The sequence below is a fragment of the Paraburkholderia sp. CNPSo 3076 genome (genome assembly GCF_026343935.1).
Lineage (GTDB): Bacteria > Pseudomonadota > Gammaproteobacteria > Burkholderiales > Burkholderiaceae > Paraburkholderia > Paraburkholderia nodosa.
Genome location: NZ_JAPMAL010000048.1, coordinates 1 through 17375, shown reverse-complemented (window position 1 = coordinate 17375; position 17375 = coordinate 1). Strand labels below are relative to the sequence as shown.

Genomic DNA, 17375 nt, shown 5'->3' with positions numbered 1-17375 from the left:
CTCAAGCCGATTGCGCGGACGCGCCCGCGTTCACGAGCTGGCGGCCCACGGGCAAGTGCCGCAGACGTTTTCCGGTCGCCGCATAGATCGCATTCGCCACGGCCGGGATGACCGCCGAGGTCCCGGGCTCGCCGATCCCGCCGGGCGCTTCGGCGCTCTTCACCAGATGCACTTCGATTACCGGCATCTGGTCGATGCGCATGATCCGGTAGTCGGTGAAGTTGGTTTGCGTGACGCGTCCGTGCTCGATCGTGATCTCGCCCCACAGCGCGGCCGTGATGCCGAACACGATGCCGCCCTGGATCTGCGCCTCGATGGTCTCGGGATTCACGGCCATGCCGCAATCCACGGCGCACACCACGCGGTCCACGCGCACTTCGCCGTCGTCCACGGTGACGTCCGCGACCATGCTGAGGAAGCTGCCGAACGCGTGCATCACCGCAACGCCGCGCCCCTGGCCCTTCGGCATGGGCGGTCCCCAGTTCGCGGCGCGCGTGGCCACGTCGAGCACATTGAGCGCGCGCGGCGATTTGCCGAGCAGATTGCGGCGGTAGGTGACCGGATCGGTTTTCGCGGCCACCGCGAGTTCGTCGACGAAGCTCTCCACCACGAACGTGCCGCGCGTGGGCCCCACGCCGCGCCAGAACGCGGTGGGCACCGCATGCGGCTCCTGGCGCACGTATTCGATCAACTGGTTCGGCAGGTCGTAGGGCAGGTCGGCGGCGACTTCCACGGCGTCGGGGTCGACGCCGTGCTGGAACGCGGGGGGCGCAAAGCGCGCGATGATCGAGGAGCCAGCGATACGGTGCTGCCAGGCCACGGGCTTGCCGTTCGCGTCGAGCCCGGCGGACAGGCGGTCGTAGTAGTACGGCCGGTACATGTCGTGCTGAATGTCCTCCTCGCGCGTGTAGAACACCTTCACCGGCACCTTGAGCTGCTTGCCGATCTTGAGCGCCTGGGTGATCGCATCGACTTCGAGCCGCCGCCCGAAGCCGCCGCCAAGCAGATGATTGTGCAGCGTGACCTGCTCGGGTTTCAGGCCCGTGACGGCCACGGCGGCATCCACGGCGCGCGTGGGCACCTGGGTGCCCACCCAGATCTCGCAGCCATCGGCCTGCACGTTGACCGTGCAGTTGATCGGCTCCATCGTTGCGTGCGCAAGGAACGGCTGCTGATAGACGGCGTCGATGCGTGTTTTTGCGGTGCCGAACGCCTGCTGCACGTCGCCATTCTTGCGGGCGACGGCACCTTCGCGTTGCGAGGCGCTCGCGAGATCGGCGACGATCTGCTGCATCGAAACGTTCGCGCCCGCGCCTTCGTTCCACTCGACGACGAGCGCCGCAGCGCCCCGTTTCGCGGCCCACGTGTGCGCGCCGATCACGGCCACGGCGTTGTCGATCTTCACGACCTGCGTGACGCCGGGCACCTGCTTCGCGTGGGTGTCGTCGACCTTCGCGAGCGTGCCGCCGAACACAGGGCAGTTCACGATGGCGGCGTAGACCATGTCGGGCAGGCGCACGTCGAGGCCGAAAAGCGCCGAGCCGTCGACCTTTTCGGGCGAGTCGAGGCGCTTGGTGGGCTTGCCGACCAGCGTGAAGTCTTTGGGGTCCTTGAGCGCCACCTTCTGCGGCACGGGCAGATGGGCGGCCGCATCGACGAGCTGGCCATAGGCGATGCGCCGGCCGCTCGCGTCGTGCAGCACCTCACCTGCTTTGGCGTGGCAGGTGGCCGGATCGACTTGCCACTGCTGCGCTGCCGCCTGAATCAGAACGGTGCGCGCGGCCGCGCCCGCTTCTCGCATGGGCTGCCAGGCAAAGCGAATCGACGTCGAGCCGCCCGTGAGCTGGCCGCCCAGCAGCGGGTCGGTGAAGAGCTTCGCATTGGGCGGCGCGTGATCGATCGTGACGCTATCGAGCGGCACTTCGAGTTCTTCCGCGATCAGCATCGGAATCGAGGTGTACACGCCTTGCCCCATCTCCACCTTGGGGACGATCAGCGTGACCTTGCCCGAGCGGTCGATCTGCACGAACGCGTTCGGCTCGAACACGCCGTCTTGCGGCGCTTCGTTGCCGTCGCCGCCAACGACCGATTGACGCGTCTGGCTGTCGCCCTGCGCGCCGGCAGAAAAGCTGATGCCGAGCAGCAGGCCGCCGCCCGCCGCCGCGCCGAGCTTGAGAAAGGTGCGGCGCGAGAGTGGGCCGCTTGCTGTGACAGGCTGCTTGCGTTCTGGCGCGCCGTTCTGCGCATCGAGGAGACCCTGTGACATGTCAGGCCTCCTTCGCGGCTTGCTTGATGGCGGCGCGAATCCGCGCATAGGTGCCGCAGCGGCAGATGTTTCCCGCCATGGCGGCGTCGATATCTGCGTCGCTCGGGTTCGGATTCGCGGCGATGAGCGCTGTCGCCGACATCACCTGCCCCGATTGACAGTAGCCGCACTGCACGACGTCGATCTCGCGCCACGCCTTCTGCACCTTCTGTCCGGCGGGGGTCGCGCCGATGGCCTCGATGGTGGTGATCCTGCGGCCCGCAACGGCCGCGACGGGTAGCACGCACGAGCGCGCGGCCACGCCGTCGAGATGCACCGTGCATGCGCCGCACTGTGCAATACCACAGCCGAACTTCGTGCCGGTGAGGCCGACAATGTCGCGCAGGACCCAGAGCAGCGGCATGTCGGGCGGCGCGTCGACCGTATGAGTTTCTCCGTTGATTGTTAGCGTCGTCATGGTGCGGCTCTCGGAAAGTGGGGATTTGTCGTTCTTGATCGTGCAATCGAAGTGTCCGCGCGCCGGCTGTTCCGCCTGGCTTGCCTAATGAGCAAGCCAAAAGCGCAGGCCCGTGGGCACGGCCTTTCGACAACCGTTCGAGTGTAGCGCCGCCGTTAAATGCGTGCAGAAAACGGGTCCGCGGCTGCCCTGCGATGCCCGAATAGCCAAAACGCGCCTTGACTTCCGTTTAGATGATGACTAGCATCTAAACAACATCGAATCACGGAGCGGGTCATCATGAGGAAGTCGAAGGTCGAAACGGCGCAGACGCGGGAGCGCATCGTGGAAGTCGCGGCTGGAGCATTCAGGGCGAATGGCATCCATGCAACGGGACTCGCCGACGTGATGGCCGCTGCAGGGCTCTCGCATGGCGGCTTTTATCGCCATTTCGAGTCGAAGGATCAGCTGGTTGCCGAGGCGTGCGAAGCGGGGCTGGCCGGCATCGTCGAAAACCTCGTCGCCGCTGCGGATGGGGCCACGGGCGAGGACGCGTTCCGGGCGATCGTGGACGCGTACATGTCCACCGGTCATCGCGACGCGCGCGCGAACGGTTGCCCGCTTGCCGGCATGGGCAGCGAGCTGGCGCGCGCGGACGACGCGACCCGCGCGGCGGCTTCGCGCGGGTTCGACGCGCTCGTGGACATGCTGGCGGCGCGCATGGCAACACCGGAGGAAGAGGCGAACCGCTCGCAGGCCGTTTTCGCGCTCGCGGCCATGATCGGCGCGCTGACCCTGGCGCGCATCATCCCCGATCAGGATGCTTCCGCGTCGTTGCTGGAAGACGTCAGGCAACACATCGAAGTGATCTGAACGAAAGCTGTCGCCAGAGTCTGGCGATTCAATTCGCGCTCATATGTGTATATGCACTTTTTAACGGAGAACCCATCATGCAACAGCGAAAATTCCTGATTACCGGCGCCACGGGAAAAACCGGCGTGCACGTGGTCAATAACCTGCTCGAAGCCGGACATGCGGTTCGCGCGATGGTCCGTACGGAAGACGCGCGCAGTGCCGCGCTGCGTGCCGCCGGCGCCGAAGTGGTGGTCGGCGATCTGCTCGATCACGACGACCTGATTCGCGCCACCTCAGGCGTGACGGGCGCGTACCTCTGCTATCCCGTTCGGCCCGGGTTTATTCAGGGCACCGCGTATTTCGCGGACGCCGCGCGCCGCGCCGGTCTCGAAGTCGTCGTGGAAATGTCGCAGATTTCCGCACGCGAGGATGCGAAGAGCCACGCCGCGCGCGACCACTGGATCGCCGAACGCGTGCTCGACTGGTCAGGGGTACCGACCATTCATGTTCGCCCGACCTTTTTTTCCGAATGGCTGATCTTCCCGTGGGTGCGCGACACCCTCGTCAAGCAAGGGCAGATCACGCTGCCTTACGGAGCGGGACGCCACGCGCCGATCGCCGCCGTTGACCAGGCCCGCTTCATCGCCACGGTGCTCGCGCAACCGTCGGGCCATATCGGCAAGCGCTACGAGCTTTGCGGGCCGGTCGAATTCGACCACCAGGGCATTGCCGACGAGATCGGCAAGGTGATCGACCAGAAGATCGTTTATCGCCCCGGCACACTCGATGAATATCGCGAGCATTTGCAGAAGTACGACCTTCCCGAGTTTGCGATCCAGCACTTCATCGAAGTCGCCGTCGATTACCAGAACGGCGTGTTCAAGGGGACCGACAGCATCATCGAGCAGGTTACCGGCAAGGCGCCGCAGACGGTCGAGGCGTTCGTTCGCACTCGTCGCGAGCTTTTCCGTGCCTGATTCAAACGAACACTTTGCATGACTAATTTCATTGGAGATTCAAAATGAAGATCAAGAATGCCGTTGTGTTTGTCACCGGCGCAAGCCGTGGCCTCGGTCTGGCTTTTGCACGCGAGGCGCTCGCCCGCGGCGCCGCCAAAGTCTACGCCGGGGTGCGCAATCCGGAAGGCTTCCGCGAGCCCGGCATCGTCCCGGTCAAGATCGACGTGACGGATCCGGCCTCCGTTACGGCTGCCGCGAAGATCGCCGCGGACGTGACGCTGCTCGTGAACAACGCAGGGATTGCGGAAATTCTCGCGTCGCCGCTTGCGGCAGAGGCGGAGGAACAGGCGCGGCGCATCTTCGAAACGAACTTTTATGGCGTTATTCGCACGACGCGCGCGTTCGAATCCGTGCTGCCCAGCGACGGCAACGGCGGCGTGATCAACGTGCTCTCCGATGTCTCATGGCGAGCCGTGCCGTTCCTCGCGCCGTATTCCGCTTCGAAGGCGGCGGCCTGGAGCTATACCAACAACATCCGGCTGCACTTCAGCGAGCGCAAGATCGGCGTGGTCGGTGTGCATGTCGGCTTCGTGGATACCGATCTCACGAAGGATTTCGACGTGCCGAAAGCCAGTCCCGTCGATGTCGTTCGCCAGGCCTACGAGGCGCTCGAAGCGGGCGAAAGCGAAGTGCTCGCGGATGCGGGCAGCCGTGAGTTGAAGCAATCGCTTTCGGCTGCGGTGCCGGGCTATATCGACCCTGCGGTCCTGCTGGCATAGGTATGCTGGCGTAGGCAGCAACGGGCCGGTGCGCCGCGCGCGCATGAAGACTGCGCGGCTCCGGCTCTAGATATCGTCTGGATGCGCAGCGAAGTGCCGAATGCGACAGGTTTCGAATCATCATTTCGATTCATGAATGATTCGAACTACGAAGGTTTGGATTCGTGTAACAACAATCAAGATGAGTCGTCCCTCCGTTGCCTTCCCTGTGTGGCATTCCACACACAACCCGCATTCGCGGTCTTGAGCGTCGTGTCAAAACCGCTGATCGTTGAAGAGAGGGCGCCCGCCACGCGATTGCCTCGAACATGCTGCGATCTGCAGCGGGCTGCGCAGTCTCTCATCTCTTGAAGTGCACGCACGCGGAGTCGCACATGTTCAACAGCACCGTACTCGAAGTCGGCATCGGCCTGGTGTTCTGCTATTTCGCGGTGAGCCTTGCCGTCAGCACCGTGACCGAGCTTTTTGCGTCGCTCTTGCAGTTGCGCGCGAAATGTCTGCTATCCGGCGTCAAGCAGATCCTGAACGACCCGCAGTTCAACGGCATGGCGCGCGACCTCTATAACCACGCGCTCGTGAGCCCGCGCGACTCCGGTGACGCGACGAATGCGCGCGACCTGAAGTACAAGCCATCCTATATTCCGTCGAAAGACTTTGCCCTGGCGATGATCGATATCCTTCGGCGCGCGCCCGGTGCGGACCAGGACATCGGTCAGTCGATTGCCACCATCCAGAACCAGCAATTGAGGGAGGTGTTGCAGGCGATGTATCGGCACGCCAACCAGGATGTCGGCCAGTTTTCAGACGCGCTCGGCAAGTGGTTCGACAATGGCATGGACAGGCTCTCCGGCACCTACAAGCGCTGGTCGCAGTTCATTTCATTTGCCGTGGCGCTCGTGATCGTGATTGCGCTGAACATCGATACGGTTTTTCTGTTCAGGATTCTGTGGGTGCATCCCTCGCTCGCGGGTGCGCTGCACTCGAGCGCGTCTTCTGGTGCGGTCTCCCTGATGAACCAGTTGCCGATCGGCTGGCAAAGGGATGACGCCTACGCTGACGGCGTGGTCTGGATGATCGTCGGCTGGCTTCTCACGGCGAGCGCAACGTTGTTCGGCGCGCCGTTCTGGTTCGATCTGCTGCAAAACGTGACGAACCTGCGCGGCACCGGGCCGTCCACCGACGACGCTGCCCGCAAAACGGCGTCGAATTGACGGCCCGTCGGCTCAATCGCCCGTCGGCAAAGCCAGCTCGGCATCGAGCCCAACAACTTGCTCATCCACCACGCGATTGCGCAGCACGAGCGTGCCGCCATGCGCGGCCGCCACGCTGCGCGCGATCGTGAGCCCCAATCCCGTGCCGGCGGGCGCATCGCTGCCACACGAACCGATGCGGAAATAAGGCTCGAACACGCGTTCGAGCAGAGCGGCATCGGCAATGCCGGGCCCGTTGTCGCTGATCACCACGTGCACGCCATCCTCCACATCGCAAACGGTGACGCTCGCCTCGCTGCCATAGCGAATCGCGTTGTCGAAAAGATTCTGCAGACAGCGTTTGAGGTTGCGCGCAAAGTCCGGAACGGGCGCGCGCACGATCCTCGGCGAGAGGCGCGCGATAGATATTGCGCCCGAGCGCTTCGGCCGCCGTCGCGAAGCGGCGCAACGGCGCAAGCGCGAAGCGCACCGCCACCATGGCGATCAGGCACACAGCGGCGAAGCGCAGCAGATAGATCCGCAGCAGGTAATCGATCACGAGCGCGCCGCGCTCGGTATGCATGCCCGCCTGGCCTTCGTTCGCGTGGATGTCGAGCCAGCCGTGTCCGGGCACTTCGAGTTGCACGTGAAAGTCGCCGGTGGGCATGCGCGAATCGAACAGGCTCAGCACGCCGCCTTCCCGGCGCGCGCCGTCGCGCACCTGAGCGTCGATGAGATGTACGTCGATGGCTTCGGACAGGCGCTTGCGGATCACGCCTTCGATCAGCCCGGCGGTGGCGCGCTGTGCGAGCGAAAGCGTGGCGGGCGTGGCCAGCGGCGCGCCTTGCACTCAATGCAGGCGGTAGCGATCGTCGCCGAGCGTGCCGACGATCGCCTCGCGCGTCGCCGCGTCGGGCGCGCGCTCGATGAGGCGCACCGTATCGGCGAGACGGCTGCCGAAGAGCCGCGCCGGAATTTCGAGCGTGAGGTTGTCGTGGGTTTCGAACCAGATCGTGCTGGTCAGCAACTGTCCCGCGAACATGCCCGCCGCGAGGACCATGACGAGGCGCCCAAAGAGCGTGTCTGGCCAAAGCGGCCGAAGTGGCAAAAGCAGCGGCCAGCGGCGCAACTGCGCCGCGATCTGCGCGACCCGCCTCACGCTTCGTACCCGACGTCGGCCACGAGCATATAGCCCTCGTTACGCACGGTGCGAATGAGCGTGGCCTCGCGCGCCGAGTCCTTCAGGTGCTGGCGCAGCCGGCTCACGCAGACGTCGATGGCGCGAACGAGCGGCGTCAGGCTCTTGCTGAACACCTGGTCGAGCAGAAACTCGCGCGAGAATTGCGCCGCATATCGCGCGCACGATTTTCGGCGAGGATCATCGCTTCTATTTGCCGGGCGGCCTGCTGCTCGGCGCGCTGATGCTCTCGCTCGCTTCCATTGCCTCGAAACTGCTCGTGCCGGGCGTGCTGATTCCCGTTGGGCTCGTCACGGCGCTCGTGGGCATTCCGCTCTTTCTCGGCATCGTCGTGCGCTCGCAGGGAGCCATGCAATGAGCGGATTGTCGATTCACGCGCTTTCGGTGCGCTACGGCAAGCGCGAGGTGCTGAGCGACTTGAGCGCCGGGCCGCTCGCGCGCGGCGAAATCACGGCGCTGCTCGCGCCGAGCGGCAGCGGCAAATCCGGCGCGCTTCGGCTTCGTGTGGACCCGCACGCAACTGGGCGGCCTCGACACGATCAACGGCGCGAACAGTCTCGGCCTCGTGCAGAACGGGCAGGGCGCGAGCTTCAGCAACTATGAGGTGAACGCGAGCTACCTGTTCACGCCGAAATTTAGCCTGAACGGCGCGTACACCTACACGCAGGGCGCGCTTTCGAGTTCAGGCGGCGAGCATCACCCGCGCTGGCACGAGGTGTCGGTACAGGCCGACTACTTCCTATCGAAGCGCACCGACGTCTATGCGCAGGCGAGCTACCAGCACATCAGCGCGGATGGATCGGGTCTGGGTGCGGATATCAGCGGGCAATCGCCGTCGTCGACGAATCAGCAGACGGTTGTTGCGATCGGCATGCGGCACCGGTTCCAGGCAACGTGCAGCCTAAAGCAGGCTGACTACGCTGACGATGCTGCTCAAGCCGGCGTCAACGCCAACACCGGCGCCGGCAAGCATCGTCCCGCGGCACAGCGGCGCGCCGCAGCGGCAGGTGTATTCACGCAGGCTGTCTTCGCAGGCGTCGTCGGGCAGTTCGAGCGCGTAGTCGATGAACAGCTCTTCGCCTGGCAGGATGTCGCGGCACGCGTCGATGAATACGTGACCGTTGATTTCGATCGTTTCGCAGTTCGCCTGGCACGCGTGATTGAGCCAGCGCGCCCAGTTGCCGTCCTGGCCGCCGTCGATCACGCGGCCATCGGAAAGGCCGAAGAGAAACGTATGCGCACCGTCTTCACGCAGACGATAACGCCGGGCCGCGCTGCGCCAGCTCATGATCTTGCCTTTGTATTCGAAGATGCGCTCGCCGGCCCGCAGGGGACGCAACGCATAGACGCCTTTTCCGTGCACCGGCGACTGCCGGACAGTCATTCGTTTGCTCATGGCCATCTTCGCGCGTTGAACGCGTGCAGTATAAGCGGCCACGATGAAAGCGAGTGATGAAAATGGATATGGGCATCGACCTTGCGTATCGCGCCGTCACACATTGCGTGCACCGTATTGAAGCGGACGGCGCCCGACTCTCGGCTTCTGCCACATGTGTGCCTCGCAGTTGACCTCGCGGGCAGGATCAAGGCAACATACCCGGGTTTCTTTGGCGAGTTTCCGGATCCAATTCTCGAGTGGGTATATGGCAAGCACGAATGAGCCAGGCGCAGACGCCTCGCTGACCTATCGGCTGAAGGCATTGACCAAGATCGCCGACCGCATGAGCAGCGAGATGTCGCGCGACAAGCTGGGTGTGCCGTATCCGGAGGCAAGCATCATCGCCGCGATCGGCACTTTCGGTCCGCAAACCGTGATGGATATCTCGCGGCGCGCCAACCTCGACAAGAGTCAGGCGAGCCGCACGGTCGAGGCCATGCTCTCGAAGGAGATCCTCGCGCGCACTGGCAACGACAAGGACGGGCGCAGCGTCATCATTTCGCTCACCGCCGAAGGCCGCAAGATTTTCAAGAAGATCGGCCCGACCCTGGACAAGCGCGAAAGCGACCTTTACCACGGGCTGAACGAGGCCGAGCGCGTCGCGCTGCGCTTCCTGCTCGACAAGATCCTCGCGTCACACGGCTGGGACGCCACGCCCTGACCGCCTCCTGGTCCGTGCATGAATTTCCGGCACGCGATCAGTCATTGAATTGTCATCAAATTGCCACCGCGAAGCGCAATGCCGCTTCGTGGCGGACCGGGCGTTAACGCTCAGTGGCGCCCGAGCATAAAAGAATGGCATTTGAAACGAAAAGCGCTTCGATGGATTGCCGTATCGTCCGCTCACATCGAAAAGCATGCGGGTTGCGCCGCGCAGACCGTCGGCCCCCGCATGCGGATCTAATTTCTTTGAAGCAGGACTGACATGAATGACATCATCGCGGAAAGCCAGGAGACGAGCGCCGAGGATCGCGCGACGAGCGCCGTGCCACGCAGCGGGGCGGATCGCGCAAGCCGCAGCGCCGCAGCGCATTCGCCTTCGAACTGGGCGTGGGCGACGCCGACCAGCCAGTACGACTGGATGGACGGCCACGCGCCGTTCGCTGCGCTCGAGTCGCGCAAATGGCAATGATCTGAAGACCGATGCGCCCCATTCAACGCTCTCACGCGACAGGGTGTCGCCTGCGAGCGGGTTATTTCGGCACAATAGTTGACTTGTCATGTAACTGAAAGTCGGCGGCAGGCAGCGCTGAAATAGAGGCAACGATGTTCAGGAACATTGGCAAAACGTATCTGGACCTGGTGGGCGATCGCACGCGTGTGCAAACCTCGCGAGTCATCGCCTTCGAAGCCGCGCATGCCTGGCTGCTATGACTGCTTCGGCGCCTGGATCATCTTCCAGCCGTTGCCGGCAGGATCGCGAAAACCCGCGTCGACGCTGCCGTAGCGGTCAACCGGCTCCTGGGTGAATTCCACGCCAAGGCCTTTCAGGCGCTCGTAGCTGGCGCGGCAGTCCGCCACCGCGAGCACGAGGGGCGGCATGGCGCCCTTGGCGACCATGGCGCGCAGCGTTTGCGCGGTGGCCTCGTCGTGAACCGGCGGCCCGGGCAGGAACAGCCCGAGCTGGAACGATGGCTGCTCCGGGTGCTGGACCGTGAGCCAGCGGTACGCCCCATTGCGCACGTCGGTATGCACACGGAATCCGAGTTTGTCGACGTAGAACTTGAGCGCCTCGTCCTGGTCGTCGACGTACAGGCCCACCACATTGATACCCTGATTCATAACACCTCCCTGGTTAGTGACCGCACTTCAGGTCCGCACTTTAGCCTTGCCCGTACGCCGCCGCTTCTCCAAAACTGCTGTGGTGAGGTCGGGGCGCTGCGCGGCTTTCAGTACGCAGGCGGGCACGCGGTCGATCTCGGGCAGGTTGGCCCGCGCCTGGACGCGCATGGCGCTGGGGCTCGAGCCGGTCACGTCGCGAAACGTGCGGCCAAAGGTGCCGAGGCTCTCCCAGCCGGTGGCGAAGGCGATGTCCGTGATGTCGAGATCGGTGTCGCGCAACAGGGTGGTGGCCTGCTCGATGCGCCGCGTGAGCAGGTAGCGATGCGGCGGGAGGCCGAAGGCGCGCTTGAAGGAGCGCGCGAAATGCGCTTCGGAAACGCCGCTGACCTCGGCCAGGCGCTTGACGGGCCAGGCCTCGTGAGAGGCGGCGTCCATGCGGTCTTTCGCGCGCAACAGACGGCGCAGCAGGGCTGGGTCCAGGAGCGGTTCGGCGTCGGGCGGTTCAGGATGCGCATGGGCGAGCGTGGGCGCATCGGCGTGGAGGGCTGCGCTAGCGGGCATGCATTCGTCTGGAGTGGGCGGCATGCCGGTAGTTTAGGCCCAACGGCGATCGATGGCCGGCGATCGGCTTTCGATCGGTTGGGCTTGCCAGGCGTCGCTCACTGCGATTCGACGAACTGGATGATCTCGCCGTTGTCGCGCTTGAGGTACAGGTCGGCGCCTTTCATGCGCACTTCGTTGCACGGATACGGCATCTTGCTGCCTTTGCTGCAGATCTTCCCGTCCTCGGCTTTCCAGTCGCCGTGGTCGGCGAAGCCTTTGCTCGACTTGAAGTCGTAGTCGCCGTTATTGCCGTACTGCACGTGCCACGTGCTGCCGTCGGCGATCTTGATGTCGAACGCCTTGCCCGAGAGGCGTTGCTGGATGTCGGCCGCGCTGGGGTTCGCGGAACCGTCCGGGAATGCCGCGGAGTCTGCAAAAGCCGTAGCGGGAACGATGAGCAAGAGGGCAAGCAGCTTCTTCATGGGAGGTCTCCTGAAAGCCGGATTACTGCCTTGCTTCGAGACGATGGAGTGGCGCGCTCGCCCGGCGGATAGCCTGATGCCAGGCGTGGAGGCGAGCGTTGCGTGTCGTTCTCGTGCACGTTTTCACTATAGCTCCGGGCGATTTCGCCAATGTGGTCTGGCGCACACAAGGCGTGTAACCGGGGGCCGCAAGTCGATGTCCGCACATCGTTGCGCATGGCCCCCGAGGTGTGCTGGCGGGCCCTGAAACGACTGCCCGCCACGACCTTACTTCAACCGTCCCGCGAGGAACTGTTGGAGCCGCTCGCTGCGCGGCGCATTGAGCACTTCCTTGGGGTCGCCTTGCTCTTCGATCTTGCCCTTGTGCAGAAACACGACGTGATTCGACACGTTGCGCGCGAAGCCCATTTCGTGCGTGACGACGATCATAGTGCGGCCTTCCTCCGCGAGCTTCTGCATGACCTTGAGCACTTCGCCCACGAGTTCGGGGTCGAGCGCGGAGGTGGGCTCGTCGAACAGCATCACTTCGGGCTCCATGGCCAGCGCGCGGGCGATCGCAACGCGCTGCTGCTGGCCGCCGGAAAGATGCGACGGGTACTTGTGCTCGACGCCGGCGGCCAGCCCCACCTTGTCGAGGTACTTGCGCGCGCGGGCCTCGGCCTCGCTGCGGGAGAGGCCAAGCACGCTGACCGGCGCCTCGATGATGTTCTCGAGCACGGTCATGTGCGCCCAGAGATTGAAATGCTGAAAGACCATCGAAAGGCGCGTGCGCATTTTCTGGAGCTGCTTCGGATCGCTCACGCGCAGCGCGCCGCCGCGGTCGGCGCTCGTACGGATCTCCTCGCCGTTGAGCGTGATGCGTCCCGAGCAAGGCGATTCGAGAAAGTTAATGCAACGCAGAAACGTGCTCTTTCCCGAACCGCTCGATCCGATCAGGCTGATCACGTCGCCAGCCTTTGCCTTGAGCGATACGCCCTTCAAAACCTCGTTCTCGCCGAACTTCTTGTGCAGGTCGTCGACAATCAGCTTGTACATACTCGGTTCACTCCATCAGGACTGAAATTCTTAATGGCCTTGCGGCTTCAAATAGGCCAGCACACGTGTTTCGAGGCGGCGGAAACCCCAGATCAGGGCGAAGACGATGGACGCATAGAGCGCCGCTGCGATGCCGTACGCCTGGAACGTCATATAGGTGGCGGAATTCGCGTCGCGCGCCACTTTCAGGATGTCGGGCACGGTCGCGGTGAAAGCCAGCGTCGTGGCGTGCAGCATGAGAATCACTTCGTTGCTGTACGAGGGCAGCGCGCGCCGCAACGCGGAAGGCAGGATGATGCGCGTGTAGACCTTGGTCTTCGACATGCCATATGCCTGGGCCGCTTCAATTTCGCCATACGAGGTCTCACGAATCGCGCCCGCGAAAATCTCGGTGGCATAAGCGCACTCGTTCAATGCAAACGCCAGCAGCGTGCAGTTCATGGCACTGCGAAAGAAGTCGCCAAGGACCGGATTGGCGTGCACGAAGTGCAGGCTGTACAGGCCGGTGTAACAGAGCAGCAACTGCACATAGAGCGGCGTGCCGCGGAACACATACGTATAAACCCAGACCGGCCGCGAAAGCCACGGGTTGCGCGACGCGCGCGCAATGGCGAGCGGCACGGCAAGCAGGAAGCCCGCCACGATCGACACGACCAGCAGCCAGAGCGTGATGACGAGGCCGCTCGTGTTGAAGCCGTCGCTGTACAGATAGTTGGGCCAGTATTGACGAAGCAGTTCGATCACAGCGCTGCCCTCCGCACACCGGTCGAATAGCGCTTTTCGAGGTGGTGCAATGCCAGGTTGGAAACCGTGGTGATGGCGAGATAAATCGCGCCGGTCACGAGCGTGAAAAAGAAGAACGCCTGGGTGGCCTTGCCCGCGTCCTGCGCGGCCTTCACCACATCGGCGAGACCGATGATCGAAACGAGCGCCGTGGCCTTCACGAGCACCTGCCAGTTATTACCGATGCCAGGCAGCGCGAAGCGCATCATCTGCGGGAACAGGATGCGTGTGAACACGCGCGTGGAACTCATGCCGTATGCAAAACCCGCTTCGATTTGCCCGAGCGGCACGGCGAGAAACGCGCCGCGGAAGGTCTCCGTGAAATACGCGCCGTAAATGAAGCCCAGCGTGATGACGCCGGCCACGAACGGGTCGATGTCGATCTGGTCCATGCCCATCATGTCGGTCGCGTCGTTGAGCCAGATCTGGATGCTGTAGAACAGCAGCAACATGAGCACGAGGTCGGGCACCGCGCGAATGAGCGTGGTGTACGCCGTGCCGATGCGCGAAAGTACGCGGTTGGGCGAGAGCTTCGCGGCAGCGCCCGCAAGCCCTAGTAGAAACGCGGCGCCTAGCGAAAGCACCGCGAGCTTGATGGTTTCCCACGTGCCCGCAAGGAGCAGCGGGCCGAAGCCTTGAAAGACCATGGAAGAATGTCCTCGTTCAGGGGAGCGGCGCTCCCGCTGGTTGTTGCAGATGAACGCGGCGGCGCTTAACCACCGTACACGTCGAAGTCGAAATACTTCGACTCGATCTTCTTGTAGGTGCCGTCCTTGATCATGTCGGCGATCGTCTTGTCGATCTTCGCCTTGAGGTCGGCATCTTCCTTGCGCAGGCCGATGGCAGCGGCGCCCGTGGGGATTTCCGCGCCTGCGAACGCAAAACCTGCGCCACGCGGCGTCTTCAGGAAGCCGAGATTGGCCTGCACTTCGTCTTGCAGCGCGGCGTCGAGGCGCCCCGACTGCAGATCCAGATAGACCTGGTCCTGGTTCTGGTAGGGAATCACGCTGATGCCCTTGGGCGCCCAGTTCTGCTTCGCGTAGGTCTCCTGAATCGAGCCTTGTTCGACGCCCACCGTCTTGCCTTGCAGCGAAGCGATGGTCGGCTGCAGCGGCGAGCCCTGCTTCGCGACGAGGCGCGTGGGCGTGTTGAAGAGCTTGGCGGAGAAGGCGATCTGCTGCTCGCGCTGCGGGGTGATCGTGAGCGCGGAGAGCGCGCCATCGAACTTCTTGGCCTTGAGGCCCGGGATCATGCCGTCGAAATCCTGCTCGACCCACACGCATTTGGCGTTCAGGCGCCGGCAGATTTCGTTGCCAAGGTCGATGTCGAAACCGGCCAGCTTGCCATCGGTCGCCTTCGACTCGAACGGTGCGTAGCTCGCGTCGGTGCCGAAGCGGATGGTGGACCAGTCTTTCGCATACGCGCCACTGGCGGCAAGGGCGAGGGCCACACACAAGGCAAGTTTCTTCATGAAGTCTCCGATAGGAAGGGTTGGCGTGTGCCCGGTCATGGACTGGAGGTCCGGTCCGGCAAGTTGTCTATACAATTATCGATGTGTCGAAAAGACCGGCAATCGGTGTTATCACCTGGGGATTTCACTGTGCCGCAATCGAAAGATGGCGTAATTCAGGCGTCAGGGATAGGCATACGGGTATACGTGCAGCAGATTGAACTTGTATAGACAAGCTCGCTTCGGTAATCTGATTCCACCTTGTCCAGACAACTTAGACACCGCAATGAACATCAAACTCACTCCCGGCCATCTGACCCTGCCCCAACTGCGCCAGATCGCGCGTGCGCATGAAAACGGCGGCGTGAAGCTCGAACTCGATCCGGCCAGCTTCGCGGCCATCGACGCGGGCGCTCGTGCCGTTGCCGAGATCACGGCGAAGGGCGAGCCCGCCTACGGCATCAATACGGGCTTCGGGCGTCTGGCGAGCACGCATATCCCGCGTGAGCAGCTCGAACTCCTGCAGCGCAATCTGGTGCTTTCGCATGCCGTGGGCGTGGGCGAACCGATGGAGCGTCCTGTCGTGCGCCTCTTGATGGCGCTGAAGCTGTCGAGCCTGGGCCGCGGCCATTCGGGCATCCGCCGCGAAGTGATGGACGCGCTCATCACGCTGTTCAACGCCGACGTGCTGCCTGTGATTCCGGTGAAGGGTTCCGTGGGCGCCTCGGGCGACCTCGCGCCGCTCGCGCATATGTCCTGCGTGTTGCTGGGCGTGGGCGACGTGTTCGCGAAGGGCGAGCGCATGAGCGCGCTGGAGGGCTTGCGTCTCGTCGGGCTCAAGCCGCTTGCGCTGCAGGCGAAGGAAGGTCTCGCGCTGCTCAACGGCACGCAGGCTTCCACGGCGCTCGCGCTCTACAACATGCTCGCGATCGAAGACCTCTACCGCACGGCGCTCGTCTCGGGCGCGCTCTGCGTGGACGCAGCGGCGGGTTCGGTGAAGCCGTTCGATGCGCGCATTCACGAACTGCGCGGCCATCGTGGCCAGATCGATGCGGCCGCCGCCTATCGCACGCTGCTCGACGGCTCGGCGATCAACCTCTCGCACCGCGACTGCGGCAAGGTCCAGGACCCGTACTCGCTGCGCTGCCAGCCGCAGGTGATGGGCGCGTGTCTGGACCAGATGCGCCACGCAGCGCAGGTGCTGCTGATCGAGGCGAACGCGGTGTCGGACAATCCGCTGATCTTCCCCGAAACGAACGAAGTGCTATCGGGCGGCAATTTCCACGCGGAACCGGTGGCCTTCGCCGCCGACAACCTCGCGCTGGCCGCAGCCGAAATCGGCGCACTGGCCGAGCGCCGCATCGCGCTGCTCATCGACGCGACGCTCTCGGGCCTGCCGCCTTTCCTCGTGAAGGACGGCGGCGTGAACTCGGGCTTCATGATCGCGCACGTCACGGCGGCTGCACTGGCATCGGAAAACAAGACGCTCGCGCATCCGGCCTCGGTCGATTCGCTGCCGACCTCGGCAAACCAGGAAGACCACGTTTCGATGGCGACGTTCGCGGCGCGCAAGCTCGCCGACATTGCCGACAACACGGCCAACATCCTCGCGATCGAACTGCTCGCTGCGGCCCAGGGCGTGGACCTGCGCGCGCCGCATCACACGAGCCCGGCGCTCGCGCATGTGATGCAGTCGGTGCGCGCCGAGGTGCCGCATTACGACCTCGACCGCTACTTCGCGCCGGACATCGCCGCGATGACGAAGCTGGTGCAGAACGGCGCGATCGCCAAACATAGCCCGCTGGCGTTCGAGTCCGAGCAATAGACGCTAGATTCCGAATAAAAACAGTCATCCTGAATAACATCCGAGACGAAGACGTTATGAACCACCCGAACTTCACCGACCCGCGCCTCGACCCGACCCGCACGATCCGCGCGCCGCGCGGCAGCGAGAAGGTCTGCAAGACCTGGCTGGCGGAAGCCGCCTACCGGATGATCCAGAATAATCTGGACCCCGAAGTCGCCGAGCATCCGCATGCGCTCGTGGTGTACGGCGGCATTGGCCGCGCCGCGCGCAACTGGGAGTGCTTCGACCAGATCCTCGCGTCGCTGAAGGACCTGAACGAGGACGAGACGCTGCTGATCCAGTCGGGCAAGCCCGTGGGCGTGTTCCGCACGC

20 protein-coding genes and 4 pseudogenes are annotated in these 17375 nt (G+C 63.8%); 11 read left to right on the top strand and 13 right to left on the bottom strand.

The genetic code is table 11. The features are described 5' to 3' along the window. Nucleotide 1 precedes the first annotated feature (1 nt). Entirely contained in the window at nt 2–2266 is a 2265-nt protein-coding gene (locus M3A49_RS37635; protein WP_266233364.1) for a xanthine dehydrogenase family protein molybdopterin-binding subunit, read from the bottom strand. Nucleotide 2267: 1 nt separating this feature from the next. Continuing rightward, nucleotides 2268–2723, bottom strand: a complete 456-nt coding sequence (locus tag M3A49_RS37630; protein WP_254353208.1) for a (2Fe-2S)-binding protein — start codon at nt 2721–2723, stop codon at nt 2268–2270. A gap of 279 nt (nt 2724–3002) precedes the next feature. On the opposite strand from M3A49_RS37630, the gene M3A49_RS37625 reads away from it, so the two are divergent. From M3A49_RS37625 to M3A49_RS37610, 4 genes are all read left to right on the top strand, one after another. Next, nucleotides 3003–3575, top strand: coding sequence for a TetR/AcrR family transcriptional regulator (locus M3A49_RS37625; RefSeq protein ID WP_254353209.1), 573 nt, complete (start codon nt 3003–3005; stop codon nt 3573–3575). Nucleotides 3576–3652: 77 nt separating this feature from the next. Beyond that, nucleotides 3653–4534, top strand: a complete 882-nt coding sequence (locus tag M3A49_RS37620; protein ID WP_266233363.1) for an NAD(P)H-binding protein — start codon at nt 3653–3655, stop codon at nt 4532–4534. A gap of 44 nt (nt 4535–4578) precedes the next feature. Then, entirely contained in the window at nt 4579–5295 is a 717-nt protein-coding gene (locus tag M3A49_RS37615; protein WP_254353211.1) for an SDR family oxidoreductase, read from the top strand. Between the two features lie 374 nt (nt 5296–5669). Next, nucleotides 5670–6506 carry a hypothetical protein gene (locus M3A49_RS37610; RefSeq protein ID WP_254353212.1) on the top strand — a complete coding sequence of 279 codons (837 nt, stop codon included), beginning with the start codon at nt 5670–5672 and terminating at the stop codon, nt 6504–6506. A gap of 12 nt (nt 6507–6518) precedes the next feature. Here M3A49_RS37610 and M3A49_RS37605 read toward each other — a convergent pair whose 3' ends face one another. The 3 genes and pseudogenes from M3A49_RS37605 to M3A49_RS37595 form a co-directional block, all read right to left on the bottom strand. Further along, complete coding sequence (locus tag M3A49_RS37605; protein ID WP_254353213.1) at nt 6519–6884, bottom strand: sensor histidine kinase; 366 nt, start codon at nt 6882–6884, stop codon at nt 6519–6521. 451 nt (nt 6885–7335) lie between these two features. Then, complete coding sequence (locus M3A49_RS37600; protein ID WP_254353214.1) at nt 7336–7644, bottom strand: hypothetical protein; 309 nt, start codon at nt 7642–7644, stop codon at nt 7336–7338. After that, nucleotides 7641–7823 (bottom strand): annotated as a pseudogene (locus M3A49_RS37595) (winged helix-turn-helix domain-containing protein); the annotation flags it as partial. The gene M3A49_RS37600 and the pseudogene M3A49_RS37595, both read right to left, overlap by 4 nt. Before the next feature lie 2 nt (nt 7824–7825). On the opposite strand from M3A49_RS37595, the pseudogene M3A49_RS37590 reads away from it, so the two are divergent. The 3 genes and pseudogenes from M3A49_RS37590 to M3A49_RS42550 form a co-directional block, all read left to right on the top strand. Next, nucleotides 7826–8041, top strand: a pseudogene (locus M3A49_RS37590) (iron chelate uptake ABC transporter family permease subunit); the annotation flags it as partial. Further along, nucleotides 8038–8286 carry a hypothetical protein gene (locus tag M3A49_RS37585; RefSeq protein ID WP_266233362.1) on the top strand — a complete coding sequence of 83 codons (249 nt, stop codon included), beginning with the start codon at nt 8038–8040 and terminating at the stop codon, nt 8284–8286. The pseudogene M3A49_RS37590 and the gene M3A49_RS37585, both read left to right, overlap by 4 nt. Then, nucleotides 8186–8407: pseudogene (locus M3A49_RS42550) on the top strand (porin); the annotation flags it as partial. The gene M3A49_RS37585 and the pseudogene M3A49_RS42550, both read left to right, overlap by 101 nt. Before the next feature lie 177 nt (nt 8408–8584). Here the strand turns inward: M3A49_RS42550 and M3A49_RS37575 are convergent. Beyond that, nucleotides 8585–9067 carry an SET domain-containing protein gene (locus M3A49_RS37575; RefSeq protein WP_323183482.1) on the bottom strand — a complete coding sequence of 161 codons (483 nt, stop codon included), beginning with the start codon at nt 9065–9067 and terminating at the stop codon, nt 8585–8587. Between the two features lie 259 nt (nt 9068–9326). Between M3A49_RS37575 and M3A49_RS37570 the strand changes: the two genes are divergently transcribed. Both M3A49_RS37570 and M3A49_RS37565 read left to right on the top strand, forming a co-directional pair. Continuing rightward, nucleotides 9327–9782: a MarR family winged helix-turn-helix transcriptional regulator gene (locus tag M3A49_RS37570; protein ID WP_028206875.1), complete on the top strand. Its 456-nt coding sequence runs from the start codon at nt 9327–9329 to the stop codon at nt 9780–9782. Nucleotides 9783–10046: 264 nt separating this feature from the next. Beyond that, nucleotides 10047–10253: a hypothetical protein gene (locus M3A49_RS37565; RefSeq protein ID WP_266233361.1), complete on the top strand. Its 207-nt coding sequence runs from the start codon at nt 10047–10049 to the stop codon at nt 10251–10253. 236 nt (nt 10254–10489) lie between these two features. Here M3A49_RS37565 and M3A49_RS37560 read toward each other — a convergent pair whose 3' ends face one another. The 7 genes from M3A49_RS37560 to M3A49_RS37530 form a co-directional block, all read right to left on the bottom strand. Continuing rightward, entirely contained in the window at nt 10490–10903 is a 414-nt protein-coding gene (locus M3A49_RS37560; protein ID WP_028206874.1) for a VOC family protein, read from the bottom strand. 27 nt (nt 10904–10930) lie between these two features. Then, nucleotides 10931–11464 (bottom strand): helix-turn-helix transcriptional regulator, encoded by a 534-nt coding sequence (locus tag M3A49_RS37555; protein WP_254353220.1) that lies wholly within the window; start codon nt 11462–11464, stop codon nt 10931–10933. A gap of 98 nt (nt 11465–11562) precedes the next feature. After that, complete coding sequence (locus M3A49_RS37550) at nt 11563–11928, bottom strand: hypothetical protein (protein ID WP_266233359.1); 366 nt, start codon at nt 11926–11928, stop codon at nt 11563–11565. 267 nt (nt 11929–12195) lie between these two features. Beyond that, nucleotides 12196–12963 carry an ABC transporter ATP-binding protein gene (locus M3A49_RS37545; protein ID WP_069263211.1) on the bottom strand — a complete coding sequence of 256 codons (768 nt, stop codon included), beginning with the start codon at nt 12961–12963 and terminating at the stop codon, nt 12196–12198. A gap of 30 nt (nt 12964–12993) precedes the next feature. After that, nucleotides 12994–13707 (bottom strand): ABC transporter permease, encoded by a 714-nt coding sequence (locus M3A49_RS37540; protein ID WP_028206870.1) that lies wholly within the window; start codon nt 13705–13707, stop codon nt 12994–12996. Then, nucleotides 13704–14393: an ABC transporter permease gene (locus tag M3A49_RS37535; protein ID WP_266233358.1), complete on the bottom strand. Its 690-nt coding sequence runs from the start codon at nt 14391–14393 to the stop codon at nt 13704–13706. Before M3A49_RS37535 ends, M3A49_RS37540 begins: the two co-directional genes overlap by 4 nt. Nucleotides 14394–14458: 65 nt before the next feature. Then, on the bottom strand, nt 14459–15217 hold the full coding sequence (locus M3A49_RS37530) for an ABC transporter substrate-binding protein (RefSeq protein WP_266233356.1): 759 nt from the start codon (nt 15215–15217) through the stop codon (nt 14459–14461). A gap of 265 nt (nt 15218–15482) precedes the next feature. Between M3A49_RS37530 and hutH the strand changes: the two genes are divergently transcribed. Continuing rightward, a complete protein-coding gene (hutH, locus tag M3A49_RS37525) occupies nt 15483–17021 on the top strand; it encodes a histidine ammonia-lyase (protein WP_266233355.1) in 1539 nt (512 codons plus the stop codon). A 56-nt stretch (nt 17022–17077) separates the two neighbouring features. Continuing rightward, nucleotides 17078–17375, top strand: a pseudogene (locus M3A49_RS37520) (urocanate hydratase); the annotation flags it as partial.

Excerpts from the sequence above, each read along its gene's own strand:
- M3A49_RS37635 (WP_266233364.1), bottom strand. The coding sequence starts at position 2,266 with ATGTCACAGGGTCTCCTCGATGCGCAGAACGGCGCGCCAGAACGCAAG.
- M3A49_RS37630 (WP_254353208.1), bottom strand. The coding sequence starts at position 2,723 with ATGACGACGCTAACAATCAACGGAGAAACTCATACGGTCGACGCGCCG.
- M3A49_RS37625 (WP_254353209.1), top strand. The coding sequence starts at position 3,003 with ATGAGGAAGTCGAAGGTCGAAACGGCGCAGACGCGGGAGCGCATCGTG.
- M3A49_RS37620 (WP_266233363.1), top strand. The coding sequence starts at position 3,653 with ATGCAACAGCGAAAATTCCTGATTACCGGCGCCACGGGAAAAACCGGC.
- M3A49_RS37615 (WP_254353211.1), top strand. The coding sequence starts at position 4,579 with ATGAAGATCAAGAATGCCGTTGTGTTTGTCACCGGCGCAAGCCGTGGC.
- M3A49_RS37610 (WP_254353212.1), top strand. The coding sequence starts at position 5,670 with ATGTTCAACAGCACCGTACTCGAAGTCGGCATCGGCCTGGTGTTCTGC.
- M3A49_RS37585 (WP_266233362.1), top strand. The coding sequence starts at position 8,038 with ATGAGCGGATTGTCGATTCACGCGCTTTCGGTGCGCTACGGCAAGCGC.
- M3A49_RS37575 (WP_323183482.1), bottom strand. The coding sequence starts at position 9,067 with ATGACTGTCCGGCAGTCGCCGGTGCACGGAAAAGGCGTCTATGCGTTG.
- M3A49_RS37570 (WP_028206875.1), top strand. The coding sequence starts at position 9,327 with ATGGCAAGCACGAATGAGCCAGGCGCAGACGCCTCGCTGACCTATCGG.
- M3A49_RS37565 (WP_266233361.1), top strand. The coding sequence starts at position 10,047 with ATGAATGACATCATCGCGGAAAGCCAGGAGACGAGCGCCGAGGATCGC.
- M3A49_RS37560 (WP_028206874.1), bottom strand. The coding sequence starts at position 10,903 with ATGAATCAGGGTATCAATGTGGTGGGCCTGTACGTCGACGACCAGGAC.
- M3A49_RS37555 (WP_254353220.1), bottom strand. The coding sequence starts at position 11,464 with ATGCCCGCTAGCGCAGCCCTCCACGCCGATGCGCCCACGCTCGCCCAT.
- M3A49_RS37550 (WP_266233359.1), bottom strand. The coding sequence starts at position 11,928 with ATGAAGAAGCTGCTTGCCCTCTTGCTCATCGTTCCCGCTACGGCTTTT.
- M3A49_RS37545 (WP_069263211.1), bottom strand. The coding sequence starts at position 12,963 with ATGTACAAGCTGATTGTCGACGACCTGCACAAGAAGTTCGGCGAGAAC.
- M3A49_RS37535 (WP_266233358.1), bottom strand. The coding sequence starts at position 14,393 with ATGGTCTTTCAAGGCTTCGGCCCGCTGCTCCTTGCGGGCACGTGGGAA.
- M3A49_RS37530 (WP_266233356.1), bottom strand. The coding sequence starts at position 15,217 with ATGAAGAAACTTGCCTTGTGTGTGGCCCTCGCCCTTGCCGCCAGTGGC.
- hutH (WP_266233355.1), top strand. The coding sequence starts at position 15,483 with ATGAACATCAAACTCACTCCCGGCCATCTGACCCTGCCCCAACTGCGC.